Annotated in this window: 13 protein-coding genes; 4 read left to right on the top strand and 9 right to left on the bottom strand. The window is 67.3% G+C overall.

The annotated features are described in order from the left end of the window. Positions 1–5: 5 nt before the first annotated feature. Complete coding sequence (locus tag AAF184_12715; protein MEO0423196.1) at positions 6–1,907, top strand: hypothetical protein; 1,902 nt, start codon at positions 6–8, stop codon at positions 1,905–1,907. 11 nt (positions 1,908–1,918) lie between these two features. Here the strand turns inward: AAF184_12715 and AAF184_12710 are convergent, their stop codons facing one another. From AAF184_12710 to AAF184_12700, 3 genes are read right to left on the bottom strand one after another with little or no spacing between them, the layout of a single operon-like run. Further along, entirely contained in the window at positions 1,919–3,667 is a 1,749-nt protein-coding gene (locus AAF184_12710) for a glycoside hydrolase family 3 N-terminal domain-containing protein (protein MEO0423195.1), read from the bottom strand. Then, entirely contained in the window at positions 3,664–3,882 is a 219-nt protein-coding gene (locus tag AAF184_12705; GenBank protein ID MEO0423194.1) for a helix-turn-helix transcriptional regulator, read from the bottom strand. The genes AAF184_12710 and AAF184_12705 overlap by 4 nt, the downstream gene beginning before the upstream one ends. Before the next feature lies 1 nt (position 3,883). Further along, positions 3,884–4,405, bottom strand: a complete 522-nt coding sequence (locus AAF184_12700; GenBank protein ID MEO0423193.1) for a DUF2975 domain-containing protein — start codon at positions 4,403–4,405, stop codon at positions 3,884–3,886. A 76-nt stretch (positions 4,406–4,481) separates the two neighbouring features. Here AAF184_12700 and AAF184_12695 point away from each other — a divergent pair, with 76 nt between their 5' ends. Next, positions 4,482–4,844, top strand: coding sequence for a hypothetical protein (locus AAF184_12695; protein ID MEO0423192.1), 363 nt, complete (start codon positions 4,482–4,484; stop codon positions 4,842–4,844). 7 nt (positions 4,845–4,851) lie between these two features. Here the strand turns inward: AAF184_12695 and AAF184_12690 are convergent, their stop codons facing one another. Then, on the bottom strand, positions 4,852–5,382 hold the full coding sequence (locus AAF184_12690) for a hypothetical protein (protein MEO0423191.1): 531 nt from the start codon (positions 5,380–5,382) through the stop codon (positions 4,852–4,854). Positions 5,383–5,998: 616 nt separating this feature from the next. Here AAF184_12690 and AAF184_12685 point away from each other — a divergent pair. Next, positions 5,999–9,133: a TonB-dependent receptor gene (locus AAF184_12685; GenBank protein MEO0423190.1), complete on the top strand. Its 3,135-nt coding sequence runs from the start codon at positions 5,999–6,001 to the stop codon at positions 9,131–9,133. 50 nt (positions 9,134–9,183) lie between these two features. Here the strand turns inward: AAF184_12685 and AAF184_12680 are convergent, their stop codons facing one another. Continuing rightward, complete coding sequence (locus AAF184_12680; GenBank protein ID MEO0423189.1) at positions 9,184–9,786, bottom strand: twin-arginine translocation pathway signal protein; 603 nt, start codon at positions 9,784–9,786, stop codon at positions 9,184–9,186. Between the two features lie 332 nt (positions 9,787–10,118). Here AAF184_12680 and AAF184_12675 point away from each other — a divergent pair, with 332 nt between their 5' ends. Continuing rightward, complete coding sequence (locus tag AAF184_12675) at positions 10,119–11,144, top strand: sterol desaturase family protein (protein MEO0423188.1); 1,026 nt, start codon at positions 10,119–10,121, stop codon at positions 11,142–11,144. Here AAF184_12675 and AAF184_12670 read toward each other — a convergent pair. The 4 genes from AAF184_12670 to uca form a co-directional block, all read right to left on the bottom strand. Continuing rightward, positions 11,141–12,157, bottom strand: coding sequence for an MBL fold metallo-hydrolase (locus AAF184_12670; GenBank protein ID MEO0423187.1), 1,017 nt, complete (start codon positions 12,155–12,157; stop codon positions 11,141–11,143). The genes AAF184_12675 and AAF184_12670 overlap by 4 nt on opposite strands. Positions 12,158–12,174: 17 nt before the next feature. After that, on the bottom strand, positions 12,175–13,164 hold the full coding sequence (locus AAF184_12665) for an MBL fold metallo-hydrolase (GenBank protein ID MEO0423186.1): 990 nt from the start codon (positions 13,162–13,164) through the stop codon (positions 12,175–12,177). A 16-nt stretch (positions 13,165–13,180) separates the two neighbouring features. After that, entirely contained in the window at positions 13,181–14,314 is a 1,134-nt protein-coding gene (locus AAF184_12660; protein ID MEO0423185.1) for a HupE/UreJ family protein, read from the bottom strand. Positions 14,315–14,323: 9 nt separating this feature from the next. After that, on the bottom strand, positions 14,324–17,453 hold a 3,130-nt coding region (uca, locus tag AAF184_12655; GenBank protein ID MEO0423184.1), incomplete at its 5' end, for an urea carboxylase.

Raw genomic sequence — 17,453 nt, 5'->3', positions numbered from 1 at the left:
AATCGATGCACCGACCGCACCCAAGACGCGCAGCAACCCTGCTCGCATGCTCAGCCACCTGTCTGCTCGGCACCGCCCTAGCGGGCGACTTCGAAGGCGATGTGATCGGACCGGTCGTCGTGCCCGCCCAACTCGAGCGCTACGAGACCATCGAGGACAGCAGCGAGGTGAGTCTGCTCGGCGTGGCAAGCGGTCTTCGCCGCAGTGCGGGCTTCGACTTCCCGGGCGGCAATCCCATCGGCGCCACCGACGGCACCGTGCGCTTCAACCGCGGCTTGCCGCTCTACTACACGGTGGCGTCCGGTGCGCGCACGGGCCTCTACGGTTGGGACAGCAACGCGGACAACCGCTTCGACACCGCCGACTTTCGCCCCGAGGGCGGCGCCCGCGCCGTCCGTGCCTGGGGCTACGACGCCCCCATGTGCGCAGGCGTTCGCGGCAACGGCCCCCGCCTCTGGGCGCACTTCACCTCCATCGCCCGCCTGATCGAGCACTACGGGCCCCTCGGCGGCCTGGCCGGTGGCAGCTCCGGCAGCATCACCTTGTTCCTGACCGAGAGCGCCCAGGCCAACCCGCTCGTCACCGACTGTGGCGACCGCCCGTGCACGCGGGTAGAGGCGGGCGCGCGCGAGGCCTTCTGGATGAAGGCCATCCAGGGCCTGACGGAAGCCGGCCTCATCGGCGACATCGTGCTCATCATCGATCTCATCGCCTTGATCGAGGAGGCGGGCATCCTCGCCCTGCTTGAGGGCGATGACCCCTTGGCGGGCGTCGAGGCCTTGCTCGACATCTTGAGCGACCCGGCCGTGCAGAGCCTGATCAACCCCGAAGTCATCGATCTGCTGCTCACCTCACCGGACCCCGTCTTCCACGCGCTCGATCTGATCGACAGCCTGGCCAACGCTGCCACCTTCACCGTCGACGATCCCACTGTGTTCGTGCGTCCGGGCGTGATCAACTTCGACGCGTTCGCGGAGATCGTCGGCCGCCTAGGGAATTTCCTAGCCGCCTACGGCGAGTACGACGTCGACGCCGCACGCACCCTGGTCGATGCGTGCGCCGTGCCCGGTCGCTTCATGGACTGGCCCACGGTCGCCACCCTCCCGGCGGGTGATAGCACTTGCGGCGAGGCCTTCTCGACGCTGTTCGACGACTACCTCGCCACCCTCGACGAGAACACGCCTTCGCGCCTGGACGATCCGATCGGCCGCTACGTGCAGATGGCCGTGACCACCGCCGTGCTCCAGGACGACGCCGTGGATATCTACGTGCAAGCGCGCGCGGACTACCTGGCCGCCCAGGCGATCAGCTGGGACGTGAGCTTCGACGACATTCGCTTTGGCTACTGGGGACGCAGCTCGGACATCGCCCGCGCCGAGGCGCGCCTCGCGAGCGACTTCCCCGACTTCAAGAGCCAGCGCTTCACCAGCCTGGGCGAAGCGCCCTGGCGCGAGATCCTCACCCTGTCGCCAGCCGAGCCGGGCCTCGCGCGAGCCTTGGAGTTACCGGACGGTCGCGTGTCTGCCGGCGGTTGGACCGATCCGGTGCCGACGCAGGTGTTGCAGGCGCTCGGCTGCGAGGAGGTGGTGTTGGTCAACCGTCGCGACGGCATCGGTGCCTTTACCACCGGTGTCGCCGAGCTGCTGGGGGCGGGCGAGGCGGAGCTGGATGCGCTCTACGACCTGGCCGACCCCACCAGCAGCTTCTCCGACTCCCTGAGCCGCGCCAGCGGCGTCTGGTGTACGGACTGGGATGCGCCGGACACCTTCGACATCGAGGGCCTCTCCGCCGAGGGCTACGGGGCGCCCTTCGAGACCAGTGCGCCCTTCTTCACCCAGGCGCCTGAGCCCTACGGGGGGATCGCCGAGAACCTCGATCTCGTGGGCTGCACGCCGGGGGTGTTCTGAAGCGAAGGCAATTAGTAGGTGAGGCCGAAACCGAGCTCGAAGAGGGGGGAGTAGGGTTCATCGCCCACGTGCAAGGGAATCTGGTTCGCCTCGCGGGGCCACGAGAAGCCGAGCTTGCCGCGGAACGGGTGGTCGCCGAAGAGGACGTCGGCGAGGCCCGCGCCCTCCGAACCCGGTAGCCAGGCGACGACGAAGGCATCGGAGCGCTCGATCTCCTCGTGCACCAGCAGCGGCCGACCCGTGATGAGCACGGTGATCACCGTCTTGCCAGCGTCGTGGTACCAGCGGATGAGATCGCGCTGCGCATCCTCCAGCACCAGCGCCTCGGCGGCGCGGTCGCCCTCGCCCTCGGCGTAGGGCGTCTCGCCGATCACGACGATGACCACGTCGGCGTCGTCGCGCTGGCCGTCCACGCCGCCGTCGAGCACCTGCGCGTCGCCTATCAAGCCCCGAATGCCTTCCAGAATGCTGGTCGCCCCTTGCACGGGCCGGGCGGGGTGGCCGTAGAGGTCGTCGTGAGCGCCCTGCCACTTCTTGGTCCACCCGCCGCACTGGTAGGCGACGTTATCCGCGTGAGGGCCCACCACGATCACCTTGCACGTCTTCGCCAAGGGCAGCGTGCCATCGGCGTTCTTGAGCAGCACCAACGACTCGCGCACGGCTTGGCGTGCCACGGCGCGGTGCGCCGGCGAGCCGATCGCGTCGGCGCAGACGGTGCTGCTGAGGGGGGCGTCGAAGAGGCCCAGGCGCAGCTTCATGCGCAACACTCGGCGCACGGCATCGTCGATGCGGGACACGGGCACCTCGCCGTCCTCGACGAGCTGAATCATCTCCGGCAGGCCCTCGCGCCAGGACTGCACCAGCATGAACATGTCGACGCCGGCCAGCAGCGCTTGCTTGAGCGTGAGCTCGCCCATGCGCACGCCCTCCCAGTCGGTCACCACGACGCCATCGAAGCCCAACTCGTGCTTCAGGAGATCGGTGAGTAGCGCCTTGGAGGCGTGGATCATCTCCCCGTTCAGCGAGCTGAAGGAGGCCATGATGGAGACCACGCCAGCATCGATCGCGTCGACGAACCCGGGCAGGTGCATTGCGCGCAGCTTTTGATCACTCAGTTCGGCGTTGCCGCGGTCGACGCCGTTCGTGGTCGCGCCATCGGCGATGAAGTGCTTGGCGGTGGCACCCACCGTATGCGGCGCGCGCAGGTCCTCGCCCTGCAGGCCCCTCACCATCGGGCCGGCGAACAGCCGCTGCAGGGAGACATCTTCCCCGTAGGACTCGTAAGTGCGGCCCCAGCGGATGTTGCGCGCCACGGCGATCGTGGGCGCAAAGGTCCAGCGGATGCCCGTGGCGGAGAGCTCCCGGGCGGTCACCTGGGCGAGCTGCTCGGCGAGGGCGGGGTTGCGCGTGGCGCCGATGCCGATGTTGTGGGGCAGGATCACGGCCGGACCGTCGAAGTAGGCGTGACCGTGCACGGCGTCGATGCCGAACACCAGCGGTATGCCCGTTCGGGTGCGCAGGGCTTCGCGTTGGAAGCCATCGAACATCTCGCGCCAGGCCGCACCCGTGCCGAGGGAGCCATCGGGAATGGTGCTGATCAGTGACCCCAGGGCATGCTCGCGAACCTCAGCGGGGCTCGCGTGGGCCACGTCGGTCTGCACCAGCTGACCGATCTTCTCCGGCAAGGTGAGCGCCGCCACGGCCGCGTCGAGGTCGGCCTCCGTGGCCGGGGCGTGCGCTCGCATCTGCCGTTCGCTCATTCCTCCTCGGCTGATGGTTCGAACACCATCAGATCTCCCGGTTGGCAGGCGAGGGCCTCGCACAGCTTCTCGAGGGTGGAGAAGCGCACGCCCTTTACCTTGCCCGTTCGCAGTAGCGAAAGGTTTTGTTCGGTGATGCCGACGATGGTGGCGAGCTCCTTACCGGTGATGCGCCGCTGGGACATCACGACGTCCAGGGTGGTGCGAATGGGCATGTCAGACGAACTGCCGGTTTTCGCTCTGCAGGCGAGCGCCTTCGAGGAGCAGGCTGGCCAGCACCCAGAACACCAGCGCGAGGCCGATCGCCTGCAGCTCGTGGCTGCCCACCGTGAGGCTCAGGAGCTTCTGGCCGGGCGGGTGGTTGAGGGACAGCACGACGCTGGCGAGGGCCAGGTGCAGCGGTCGCAGGAGTGCCTGCACCAGCAACAACACGGCGAAGCGCCGCAGGTCGCGGCTGTTGGCGTCGTTGAAGAACTCGCCCTGGGCGAACTTGGTGAAGGGGCGGCGCAGGAAGTAGAGCGCGGCCACGCCCGGCAGCGCGAGGGCGATGGTGATGGCGAGCAGCGCGTACCACTGGACCGTTTGCACGCTTATCCACTGGATCGGCAAGGCCAGGGTGCGCTGGCTGAGGCGGGCGAAGGCGCCGATGTCGATGCAGGCGTACACCGCCAGCAACACTTGCAGGAGGATCAGGCCAGCGCACGTCCAGGCTACCAGCTGTGAGAACTGTCGGGTCATCTGCGCACCCCTTGCGATTCAACTAAAACAACAATAGATTATTGTTTTATTTTAATCATCGCAAGGGGCATACAGCATGAGATATTCACTGATAGCGGCGGCTCGAGGCGTCGTGCTGGTAATCGCACTGGCGCTCGCGCTGCCGACCACGAGTGGGGCGATGACTGTCGCGGACTTCCAAGGCATCTGCGAGCGGGTGGAAGGATCCTGCGAAAACAGTCCCCTGCTCAACGCCTACATCGGCGGCTCCCTCGACATGATCGCCACGCTCGATGAGCGCACGGACTTTCTGGGCGAGGTGTACTGCCGGCCGACAAAGGAGCTCTTCGACGTCGCGGCCATCATCCGCTACGCCCAGCGAGCGGCCCGGGCCGCGGAGCCGAAGGCCAATGCGATGACCCTCGTGGTGGCCTACCTGGTGGAGGAGGGCGGCTGCTGACGCGGTGCTATTCCGGGAATGTCGGGCGTCGGGCAGCATCGTCGTCCGGCTGGCCCAGCTCGGCGCAGGCCCCGCGCGACGGCTCGATCGTGAAGGCCACGAAATCGATGCGCCAGCGGTCCGCCTTGGTCAGGGTGAACTGATCGATGCCGCAGTGGGAGAAGCCGCCTTCTTCGCGGATCAGCACGTAGGGGATCCACACGGTGGCCAGGCGCCCCCGCTGGAGCACGGTGGGTGACCAGTAGGACTCACGGAACGGGGCCCACTGCGGCGAACGCATACGCTCGACCGTCTCTTCTGCCTCGCGCACCCGTATCGATGCGGTGCCGTCGTCCTCGTCGGGGAGGACCAGCACGGTGCGGGTGTGGGGTTGGAACAGCGCGTCCATAGTGTCTGCGTCGCCCGCCTGCAGGGCGAGGAAGAACTCGTCGATCACGTCGAGTATCGCGTCTTGCTCCGGCGCACCCTCTGCGAGCGTGACGTCGGTGGCGAGGAGCGCGAGGCAGCTCAAGAGGCAGGATCGAAACGGCGTGCGCATGCGCGGACTCCTTATAAAGCCGAGATGGGCGTTGCCGATTGTGCCTGCGACGCGCAGCGATCTCACCAGGATGCGCGGCGCAATCGGGTCCCGAAGAATTGCCGCCCCTTCCGTTCGCGGCCAACATACCGAATGGGGCATGACCTAGCACATCGCTTCGGTTCGGCGTTGGTAACGATACCAAGGCGCCGCGTGCACGATGCCTGCCCCCGGCTCGCGTGCTTCGCACTGCACTTTTGCAGTGCACACTGCGCGTTCTTGTGACCCAGGGCACGGCGAGCTAGACGGACGCACGCCCCACGCAGGCTCGATCGCCGCGAATGCTTGATAGTGCAACTTGATGGCTTCGCCCACCCGGGGGCCTTGCAGTCGGTTGCAAGGGCCTGCCAGGCGTTCTCGCGCGCATATTGCCATCGTTGTCAATGATGATTCCGTCCACCGGCCCGGTTGATCAGCAAACTTGGCACCTAATTTGCTCCTGAAGCTCCTGAGAGATGGCGGCCGCCCGGAAGGCGTCCGTCATTGGCCAGCGCGCGGGTAGTGACCAAGGATGAGACCACCACGAACGTGGCGGAACCTAGGACTTGGCGCCCTGCATACGACAGGGGAGAGTCCGATGAATCGGCTACGTCGCGGGAGCATCGCCCGCACCATCAGCATGGGGGCGATCGCGTGCACGATCGCATCGAGCGCCGCGTGGGCGCAGGAAGGCGAGTCCGTCGAAGAGGTGGTCGTGACGGGCTCACGCATCGCGACGGACAGTGCGATCTCCTCGGCAAGTCCCGTGCAGGTGCTGGGCGGCGAGCAGATCCGCACCGGCGGCCAGGTGGACATGGGCGAGTTGCTGCGCGAAACACCCGCGCTCAATCAGTCACTGCCCGCCAACTTCTCCGCCCTGCAAGACCCGGCCGCTGGCCAACCGGGCTCGACCGACAGTGACCTCGGTATCGGCTTCCTCAACTTGCGAGGCCTCGGGACCGTGCGCACGCTCGTGCTGGTGAACGGACGGCGCCACGTGGCCGGCGCCCAGGGTGCCGCCGCCGTGGACATCAACACCATCCCCAACACGATGGTGAAGCAGGTGGAGACGCTCACGGGCGGCGCATCCTCGGTCTACGGCGCCGACGCCGTCACCGGCGTGGTGAACTTCATCCTGCGCGATGGCAGTGACTTCGACGGCATCGAGTTCAGCGCGCGCAGCGGCGTGTCCGGGCGTAGCGACGCGGAGGAGTACCTGCTGAGCGCCGCGGGCGGCTTCGAGTTCGCCGACAGCCGCGGCGACGTGGTCTTCGGCATCGAGTACCTGCGCAACAACGAGGTGTTCGACTTCGACCGCGACTTCACCGGCCCCAACATCGGCAACGACATCAACAACACGCCGGAGATCGCCGCCGCTACAGGACTGAATCCCGACGCGGCGCGGGTGTTCGTGCGCCCGGCGGGCAACCCGATCTCGAGCCCCCTCGGGGTGTTTGATCTGTCGACCATCGACTCCTTCGGCGCGATCGACAGCTTCATCTCCGGCAACCCCAGCGGCACGCCGGTGCCCTTCTTCCCGGGCACCAACATCCCCATCCTGCAGGTGATCGACTCGCCCACCAACGGCGTGCCGCGTGCCTACGATCCGGGCCTGTTCTCCAACACTTCCCAGAGCTTCCTGGTGGGCGATGGCCTGGGCACGGACCTCGGCACCTTGCTGCCGCAGCAGGATCGCGTAGTGGCGAACTTGAACGCTAGCTTCGAGGTCAACGAGGCCCTGCGCTTCTTCGTCGAGAGCAAGTACGCGTACTCGAAGAACTCCGAGCGCCAGGGCGTGGCGGACTTCAACGACGCCATCCCCATCGCTTACGACAACCCCTTCATCCCAGCGGCTCTCGCCGCGCAGATCGAGGAGCTGCAGGGGCTCGGCATCATCGGCCCCAACCCGAACGACGGCACCTTCTACGGCTTCGGCTCCTCCCGCGACACCTCGGACCTCGCGGTGCTCCCCCGCACCACGGTAGAGCGCGACACGGTGCGAGTAGTGGTGGGGATCGACGGTGACCTCGAGCTCTTCGGCGGCATGAACTACGAGGTGTCCTACAACTACGGCAAGACGGACGTTGAGGTGAACAACGAAGGCACCCGTCTGGAGGATCGCTTCTACGCCGCCCTCGACACGGTGGTGGATCCAGCCACGGGCGAGATCGTCTGCCGCTCGGATCTGGATCCGACGGCCCTACCCTGGGTGGGGGCCACCTTCCCCACGCCGGAGTTCTCCACCAACAACTTCTCGAACGCGGGCCAGTTCACCCAGTTCGTCAGCTTCCAGCCGGGCGACGGTTCCTGCGTACCCTTCAATCCCTTCGGCCGTAACGCGGCCACGGAGGAGTACGCGGACTTCGTCTACGTGAACGCCGTCGACACCTCGGAGTTGCAACAGAACGTGGTGTTCGCCTCACTCGCGGGCACCTCGACCAGCCTGTTCGAGCTGCCGGCCGGCCCCGTGGGCTGGGTCGTGGGTCTCGAGTACCGCGAGGAGCAGAGCGAGTTCATCGTGTCCGACGAGGAACTCTCGCTCAACACGTGGAACGGCTCGAACGGCAACGCGCGCCTGCCACTGGCGGGCGACTTCGACGTCTTCGAGTACTTCGTGGAATTGCAGGCGCCGCTCCTCGAAGACCTCCCCGGTATTCAGTACCTGGAGCTCACCGGCGCGGCTCGCTTCGCCGACTACAGCACCATCGGCACCAACACGGCCTGGTCCGTGGGCGGTCGTTGGTCGCCCGTCGGCGGCCTCACCTTCCGCAGCACCTACTCCGAAGCGGTGCGTGCGCCGAACATCGCGGAGCTGTTCTCGCCGCAGCAGCCGGCCTTCTACCCCTTTCTCGATGATCCCTGCTCGGTGCAGAACATCGACTCGGGCACCCAGTTCCGCGCCGACAACTGCGCTCAACTGGTGCCGGACGGCTACGACGTCACCAACTTCATCACGGCGGGTATTCCCGGCGTGACCGGCGGTAACCCGGATCTGAGCCAGGAGGAGGCCACCACCTTCACGGTGGGCCTCGTGTGGCAGCCTGACCTATTGCCGGGCCTGCGCATGATCGTCGACTACTACGACATCGAGATCGAGAGCGCCATCGGTGCCCTCTCAGCCCTGCGTATCTCCCAGGCGTGTGTGGATCTGTCGTCCACCGACAACCAGTTCTGCCCCTTGATCCAGCGCGCGCCGGAGGGCTTCATCACCTTCCACCAGGCCGGTCAGGTGAACCTCGGTGCCCTCGAGACCAGCGGCATCGACTTCGGCCTCGACTACACGTTCTCCTTAGGTCGCTACGGTGACCTGTTCGTGGGCGTTACGGGCACGCATCTGCTCGACTTCCGCGAGTTCCAGGACCCGATCGATCAGACCGTGTTCGAGGATCGCGTGGAGGAGTTCGGCTTCCCGGACTGGATCATGAACTTCTCCGCCAACTGGCGCATGGATAAGTTCTCCCTGGGGTGGGCGGCGCGCCTGGAGACGAGCCAGCTGTTGCCGACCATTCAGAACGCCCAGGTGGACGCGGATCCGCTGTTCGTCGATCCCCTGCGCACGGGCAACGGCATGGTCCACGACTTCAACCTCGCCTACGCGGCGACCGACAAGATCAACGTGTACGGCGGCATCAACAACGCCTTCGACGAGGATCCGTACCTGGGCTCCCTGGCGCGGCCGGCCGGGCCTCGTGGGCGCTTCATGTTCGCTGGCGTGACCGTGCGTACCAACTAACGACGATACCGATTGGGGGGCCGCGCGTACCGTGCGGCCCCCGTTTGACCCTACTGCTCGGGCAGACTGTCCCACTCATCCCAGGGTACGCTGCGCCCGGGGTACGCCACCGTCTCGAAGGGCCATTCCTCGGCCACCCAATCGGTCACCCAGGCGTACAACTCACCATCGAAGCCGGCGTCGTACTCGGCCTTGGTCGTCCACAGGCGCACCTTGGCGTCGTAGCCGGCCTTGTCTGAGGGGTAGACGTAGACGCAGCCACGCTCGCGTGTGCCGTCCGGCGTGAGCACCGCGTAGGCGAAGGACTCGCGGCGCTCGAAGCGACCCTGCTCCGTTTCCATGTCGAGCATCGCATCGGCGTCCGTGATGCCCTCGTGGGGCCAGGCGGTGCTGCGGGTGAAGGTGGTCTGCAGATGTTCGATGGAGGACATGTAGGCGTCGAAGTCCACCTGCACGAGGGCGGGGCCGAGGGGGCGCAACTCAAAGCCGGGCCCGACCACCGCGGTGGGCGGCTCGAAGTCTGTGGCAATGAAACCCGCCGTGGAGGCGGCGTCTGGCGGCTCGCTCGGGGAGCTACCGCAGGCGCCGAGCACGGCGAGGGCGGCGATTGCCGCGATCCATCCGGGCGACTGGCGCAGCGTATTCGGTGACATGGCATCTCTCCCTGGTGTCGAGTGTCGGGGCATCCTAGGGGAGTCTACGCACCTAGGGAGTTGATAAGCACGTAGGTTTGCGGGCGTCGCAGATAGTTGCCATTGCCACGACCGCGCGGAGGTGCGCCGTGCGCGATGTTGGGGCCGATCTTGGGCCAAGACGGGGCACGACGTCGCGCGTACCACGCTTTGCTCGTCGCCTTCAGCGTAAGGTCGCGAACGCACAAGACGGCACGTTCTGCCAGAAACAGCCGCAAGCATTCGATTTCAACGCGCCGTTGCTACCTGCTTCACCAATGCGGTGCAAGCCCCGCCGTTCGATGGCCTGGAACTTGCTGGGAAAACAGGAGTACGCCGCCACCGGCGACCCACCGAACACCAGCAGGACGGGGACGATTCAGATGAGCGAAGGGGTGATGGAGCAGGCGATCGACGCGGAGCAGACTCCCGCGTCCGAGACCGAACGGCGGACCGCCAAGGATTTCTTGTGGGCGGCGGTACAACCGACGCTGGTGCTCGGCTCCATGCTGCTCGTAGCCACCATGATCATCGGCGAATGGTGGGACCACAAGCTCTTCGCCGCCATCATGATCGTGCTGCCGATCCCCCTGCTGATCGTCGCCGAGCGCATCTGGACCAAGCGCAAGGACTGGTTGCTCGAACCCAAGGAGATGGCCGAGGACGCGTTCTGGCTGGCCTTCGCAGGTCTCCTCTGGGTGCCGCTCTACAGCGACTACTACCGCACCCCCATCTCGGATGCTTTCAAGGCCCTGCGCGACATGGCGCCCCTGCAGATCACCCTGCAGCCGGACTCCGTGCTCGGCCTTGTCGGCGCCGCCATCCTCGTGATGAGCGTCTCCAGCTTCGTCTACTACTGGCTCCACCGCTGGCAGCACGAGCACGCGTTCTGGTGGCGCATCCACGCCACCCACCATCACATCACCAAGATGGGCTGCATGCGCGGGGACCGCACCCATCCGCTGGAATACCTGGCGCTCGCCTTAGGCACGCCAGTCGCCCTGGCATTGCTCGGCGCGAGCGACTACGTGATGGCCGTGGCCGGCGCCTTCGGCATGTGGAACGGCACCCTGAACCACTCCAACCTGCCGCTCAAGTCCATGCCGGGCTACAACTGGTTCTTCGCCACGGCCCAACAGCACCACGTGCACCACGCGCTGGCTCTGGAGCAGAGCAACACCAACTACGGCTGCAACATCATCTTGTGGGACCGGCTCTTCGGCACCTACTGCGGCGATACGGAGGTGGGGCAGATCGGCGCGGGCAAGGCCGAGCCGCTGTCGATCAAGGAGCAGCTGCTCCTCGCGTTCTATCCGAAAGAGAAGCTCGACGACCTCTAGCGCAACCAGCGTCGCTGCAGGAACTGCGGCGTGTAGACCGGGTAGCCGTAGGGGCGCTCGCCGCGCCCCACGCCGTGCATCACGATGAAGTCGGGCAGCACCTCCACCCACTCCCGCCCGTTGATCAGCGTCACCACCGCCTGGCAGTCGGCGAGGGCCGCGGGCGACAGTTCCAGCGCATGCTCATTCGGGCGGTAGTTGCTGCGTAGTCGGTAGTCGACACCCGGCTCCGCGCTCATGTCGATCTGCGCGCCCATCAGCCACTTCACGGGATGTTCGCCCGCGAAGGCGGCCAGGTGCTCGATGCTCTTAGCGTAGGCGTCGTAGTCGCGGACCACGATGCGCCCGGGCAGCACGCTCGTGCCGGTGAAGAGAAAGTCCGTGTAGGGATCGTAGACGCTCAACCCTTGGGCGCTTACGCCTGGCGTCGGCAGTAGCGTCAGTTGGCGATCGCCGCCGAGGGATAGTGTCGCGACGCCGTTCTCACCAGGGGTGAGGTGCTGGGTCTGCGTCCAATCGCCGGTCTCGATGATGGTTGTCTCGGGGCGGCCCTCGAACTGTCCAAGGCCCGCGGTCTGCGCGGGGGCGTCGCCCGTGAGCACGATCGATAGGTGAGGAACCCTCACGCCGCGCGCGTCGGCCCAGCGGGCGAGCACGCGTTCCACGGTCGGGCGCAGGGGAAAGTACTCCGTCTCCTCCGTCGCCCCCGTGTCGATGAGCACGGCGCGACCTTCCCCGATCAACAGGTACATGAACGGCGCTTCCCAGTGCACCGCCGGGTTCTGGCGCAGGATGTAGGTGTGTTCGTTGTAGCGATGCACCTGCACGCGCACGTCCGCATTGTGTTTGGCGCTGATGCTGCCGTGGATCCAGGCGAAGCGCATGTTGCCGGGCGCGGCCTGTGGCGGGTCGAAGTCGACCGGCGCGGCGGCGCCGTGCGCCGTGCCGCCCAGGGCCATGATCGCCAGCGCGACGCCCAGGAGGGCGAGGGGGGTTCGAGTCGTGCGGTGCATGGCGCTCTCCTGCTCGCTCACGGGTCGGTGGTGGTGGCCCAGGGGATCTCGTTGTAGATGAGGAAGTCATCGAAGACGTAGATGCCGGGGCGCTCGATCGTCTGCGCGGCGTCGATGGCCACGTCCAGCATGGCGCGGGTCATTTGCATGGGCGGTTCGTTCGGCTGCCAGGTGCTGCCGATGGGGTAGTCCACGCCCGGCGTGGTGGTCATCTCGATGTGGTTGTTCACTAGATGGGCCACGGGATACTCGTCCGCGATGTTGCCCAGGCGCTGGATGCTCGCGGCCCAGGCGTCCCAGTCGTCGAGGTAGAGGCGGCCGCGGTAGAACATGTCGCCGGTGTAGAGGAGGTCCGTCCAGGTGTCGTAGAGGGAGAGCTCCGAGCCCTGGTGGCCGGGCGAGCCGGTGACGAGGAAGGTGCGTCCGCCGAGGTCGAAGGTGAGGCGTTCGGTGGGGAAATCCGTAAAGCCCCAGAAGGCCATCATCTCCTCGTGGGTGAGGCCCACCATGACCGTGTTCGGACGGTCGACGAACTGATTCCACGCCGCGTAGTGGTCGCCGTGCAGGTGGCTGTTGGCGACGATCAGCTGGGGTTCTGATACGCCATGGGTCTGCGCCCACTCGGTCACGATGCCGTCCACCACCTCGCGTAGGGGGAAGAGCGCGGGGGAGGAGGTGGAGCCCTGGTCGATCAGCATGGCCTGGCCGTTGCCGAAGAACAGGTACATGAAGGCGCCCTCGTAGTTGATCGCCTTGTTCTCGCGCAGGATGAAGGTGTGCGCGTTGTAGGCGTGCACCTGCACGGGAGGATCGTCGTTGTCCATGGCCGACTTCGAGCCGTGGATCCACGTATCGGGAAAGGTCCCCTCGGCGCGTGTGTCCATATCGAAGGACAAGCGCGATACGCCGCGGGCCACCACGTGATCCATCGCCGTCAGCGCCGCCGCCACGGCCACCACCCCTGCCAGGCGCCAACCCACCTGCGCGCGCCTCGTGATGTCGCTCATTCGCGCGTCCTTCGCGTCAAACCAAACGTTGCACCAGCCAGTAGAGGCCCGTGCCTGCAACGACCGTTGCACCAGGGGTGGCTATGCAGGCTTCGTACCAAGGGCGTCGTTGCCAGCGCGCGAGCAGCGCCAAGGTGATGGCGAGCACGGTGAGCTGGCCGAGCTCGACGCCCACGTTGAAGGACAGCAACGCCGCTAGGTAGCGCCCCGTCGGCAAGCCGATCTCCGACAGTACCTGGGCGAAGCCGAGGCCGTGGAGCAGGCCGAAGGCGAAGACCACGGCGTAGCGCCACAGGCCGCCGTGGGCTCGGCGCGACCGGCCTAGCAAGCGCTCGAGGCCCACGTAGACGATGCTGGCGGCGATGAGGGGCTCTACGATCGCTGGAGGCAGGCGAAAGACGCCCAAGGTGGCCGATGCCAGGGTCAACGAGTGGGCGACCGTGAAGCAGGAAAGGAGCAAGGCGAGCTGGCGTGCGCTGCCGCCCACCAGTACGAGGCCGATCACGAACAGCAGATGGTCCAGGCCCAGCGGCAGGATGTGCTCGAAGCCGAACGCCGTGTACACGGCGATGAGCGCGGTTAGGGGGCTTGCCCCCGACCCCTGCGTGGCGGCCTCCGTCAGCCCCAAAGGGGCGGTGGTGCGACGGTCGGCGGTGAGCAGATCTGAGGACGGGAGCGCCCGGCGATCGCTGTCGCTGCGCACCAAGCAGGGCCACGGTACGTCCAAATCAGGGCGCAGGGACACCTCCAGCGCTTGGCCCGCCGTGGCGGGCAAGGTCCAGCGTAGGGTCGCCATCTGCGGGGTCAGAGGATTGCGGATGGCGCTCAGAGAATCGGCCTGGAGGTCCGCGTCGACGAAGCGTTTCGGTACGTCGCTGCCGTCGATCGACAAGACGATGCCCTGCGCCAGCTCGTCCACTATTGGGGCGAGCGCCGCCGCGCGTTGACCGTCGGGTGCGATAGCGAGGGCCCAGTACGCCTTCGGACTCAGCAAGGACTGCCCGAGGTCGATCTCCACCTGCAGCTCGCCGGCCTGGTCCCCCTCGTGGGAGATGCTCACGCGGGTCATGTTGAGCAGGTGGGCCTCAGCCGCGCTCGCCCCCGTCAACCAGAGCGCGAGCAGGGCGAAGGCGCGGATCCTCGCCGTCATGCGTGGGGCTCAGCCGTGTGCGTCGACCACGGCGACGGGCTGACCCGCTTCCACCTGCGTGCCCTCGGGCGCAAGGACCTTGGCGACCACCCCGGCCACCGGCGAGGACACGGTGATCTCCGTCTTCATGGACTCGACGATCATCACCACCTCGTCAGCGGCGACCGCCTCCCCTGGCGCCTTCAGGACCTTCCAGACCGCGCCCATGACCGGCGACTGGATCGCCGTGCCACCAACATCTTCCTCGTCCAAGGTGGCGGCGGCTGGCGGCGGGGCGCTCTCCGTCGGGTCGTAGCCCTGGGCGACCCAACGGGCACGTTCGGCGTCGAAGGCGGCGCGCTGGCGCTGGCGGAAGGCGTCGATGCTGTCGGCGTTGGCCGCGACGAAGGCCTCGTACTCGCCCAGGCGGAAGGCCGTGTCCTCGATCTCCAGGGTCAGGCGCCCGAGGGGGAAGTCGCGGCGCATCTCCATCAACTCCTCATGCGCCACCTCGTAGAAGCGCAGCTGGTCGAAGGTGCGCAGGAGCCAGGGTCGCTCGAAGGGCGGCGTCGAGCGGTAGTGGTTCCACACCTGCAAGGTGCGGCCGACGAACTGGTAGCCGCCGGGGCCTTCCATGCCGTAGATGCACAGGTAGGCGCCGCCGATGCCGACGGCATTCTCCGGCGTCCAAGTGCGCGCGGGGTTGTACTTGGTGGTCACCAGGCGATGGCGCGGGTCGACGGGCGTGGCGACCGGGGCGCCGAGGTAGACGTCACCTAAGCCTAGCACCAGGTAGCTGGCGTCGTAGACGATGCGCTTCACCTCGGCCTCATCCTCGAGGCCGTTGATGCGACGGATGAACTCGATGTTCCGCGGACACCAGGGTGCGTCGGCGCGCACCGTGCGCATGTAGCGCTGGGTCGCCTCCTGCGTGTCAGGGTCGTCCCAGGCCAGCGGCAGATGGACGATGCGGCTCGCCACCTCCAGCGAGTGTGCATCGCCCTGCGCGTCGAGGCCGTCTTGGAGCAGGTGCAGGAGGTGGTCGCGGGAGGCGGCCGGATCGACCCGCAGTTGCAGGGAGCGTACGCCTGGGGTCACTTCGAGCACGTGCGGGTCGGCCTGTCGGGCCAACCACCGGCTCAGGGCTTCCACGCGCACGCGCTCGGCGAGATCGAGTTCGGTGGCGCCGAATTCGAGCAGCAGAAAGCTGTCCCCGGCGGCGCGCAGGACGATGTCGCGCGCCGTGTCGCGGGCGAGGATCACCTCGTCGGCGCTGTCGCGCCAGTTGCACGCCTTAGTGCTATCGATCTCCTTAGGCGATGTGAGTGCTGCACGGGCCTCGTCCAGGGCGATCGGCGCGAAGCGTACGCGGTCGCCAGGGCGCAGTTGGCCCAGCTTCCAGCGGTCAGCGGCGGCGATGGCCGCGGGGCTCACGAAGCCGCCGAGGCTCGGGCCGTCGGGGCCGAGCACGATGGGCATATCGCCGGTGAAGTCGATGGCGCCGAAGGCGTAGGCGTTGTCGTGCACGTTCGAGGGGTGCAGACCAGCCTCGCCACCGTCCGCGCGAGACCACTCCGGCGTGGGGCCCTGGAGGCGGATCCCTGTGCGGGACGAGTTGTAGTGCACCGTCCACTCGATGGCGTAGAAGGTGTCGAGGTAGGCCGGCGTCAGGTAGTCGGGGGCGAGGAGCGGCCCTTGCACCACGCGCAGGGTGGTGCGCTCGGCCAGGTCGGCGGCCGGTGGTGGCACGGTTTGCGGGGCGGTTGACGGCGCCGGGGGCAGGGGCAGGATGTCGCCCGTGCGCAGCTGGCGACCTGCGTGGCCACCGAAGGCGCCGAGGTCGAAGGTGGCCGTGCTGCCGAGGGTCACCGGCACGTCGAGGCCACCCGAGATGGCGAGGTAGGCGCGCAGGCCCTCACCGTCGGGGGCGATCGGGCCGACGCGCAGTTGCTGACCGGCCGCGACCGCGACGGTGGTGTCGTGCGCGATGGGCGCGCCGTCGAGGGTCGCCTCCGTGCGGGCGCCGCACAGGGCGATGCGCCCGTCGCAGGCGAAGCGAAGGCTCGGACCGTCGCTAAGGCACTCGATACCGGGTGCATTGGTGTCGTTGCCGGCCAGCGCGTTGGCGCGCGCCAGGGAGCGACCGTCGAAGGCCCCTGAAGGTGGCACACCCACGTGCCAGTAGCCGAGTCGGCCTTCCACGTCCTGCACGCTGCTCGAGGTGCCAGGCGACAGCACCTCGACCGTGCGGTTGGCGGCGGTGATCGCCGTCGCGCTGGCGGTCGTGTGGCTAGCGGCGACGAACTCACCGAGATCCAACGCTGCCTGCAGGTACGCGAGGTTGCTCTGGATACCGTCGATGCGCATGGCCTGCAGGCTCTCCTGCAGCTGACGCAGGGCCGCGTCGCGATCCTTACCGTGGGCCAGCACCTTGACCAGCATGGGATCGAACTCCGCCGGCACGGAGACGCCTGCCTGCACCCATCTGTCCACGCGCACGTCCGTCTGCGGTGGCGGTAGGGTCAGGGCGGTGATCAGCCCGGGCGCCGGACGGAAGCCGCGCGCGGGGTCTTCCGCGTAGACGCGCGCTTGTATGGCGGCGCCATGCCTCTCGGGCGCGGCCAGGAATTCGTTCTCGCCGCGGCCGAGGCGCACCATCCACTCGACGAGATCCACGCCGGTGATCATCTCCGTCACGCCGTGTTCCACCTGCAGGCGCGCGTTGACCTCGAGGAAGTAGAAGGCCTCACGGTCGCGGTCGTAGAGGAACTCCACGGTGCCCGCCGAGCGATAGGACACGGCCTCCATCAACCGTCGTGCGGCATCGTGCATCGCCTGGCGCAGGGCCTCTGGCAAGTTGGGGGCTGGCGCCTCTTCGATCACCTTTTGATTGCGCCGCTGGAGGGAGCAGTCGCGGTCGCCGAGCACGACGACCTCGCCGGCCCCGTCGCCGAACACCTGCACTTCCACGTGGCGGGCCGCCGTGACCTGGCGGTCCAGGAACACCCGCGCATCACCGAAACTGTTAGCCGCCTGGCCGCGGACGATGTCGTAGTTGGCGCGCAGGGCTGCCTCGTCCTGGCAGGGGCGCATGCCGATGCCGCCACCGCCGGCGCTGCTCTTGAGCATCACGGGCCAGCCGATCGCCTGCGCTTCGGCG

It is taken from the genome of Pseudomonadota bacterium (assembly GCA_039815145.1).
Taxonomy (GTDB): Bacteria; Pseudomonadota; Gammaproteobacteria; order Steroidobacterales; family JBCBZW01; genus JBCBZW01.
Note: the sequence above shows the minus strand (reverse complement) of the source record. Positions and strands in the feature narration are given on the sequence as shown.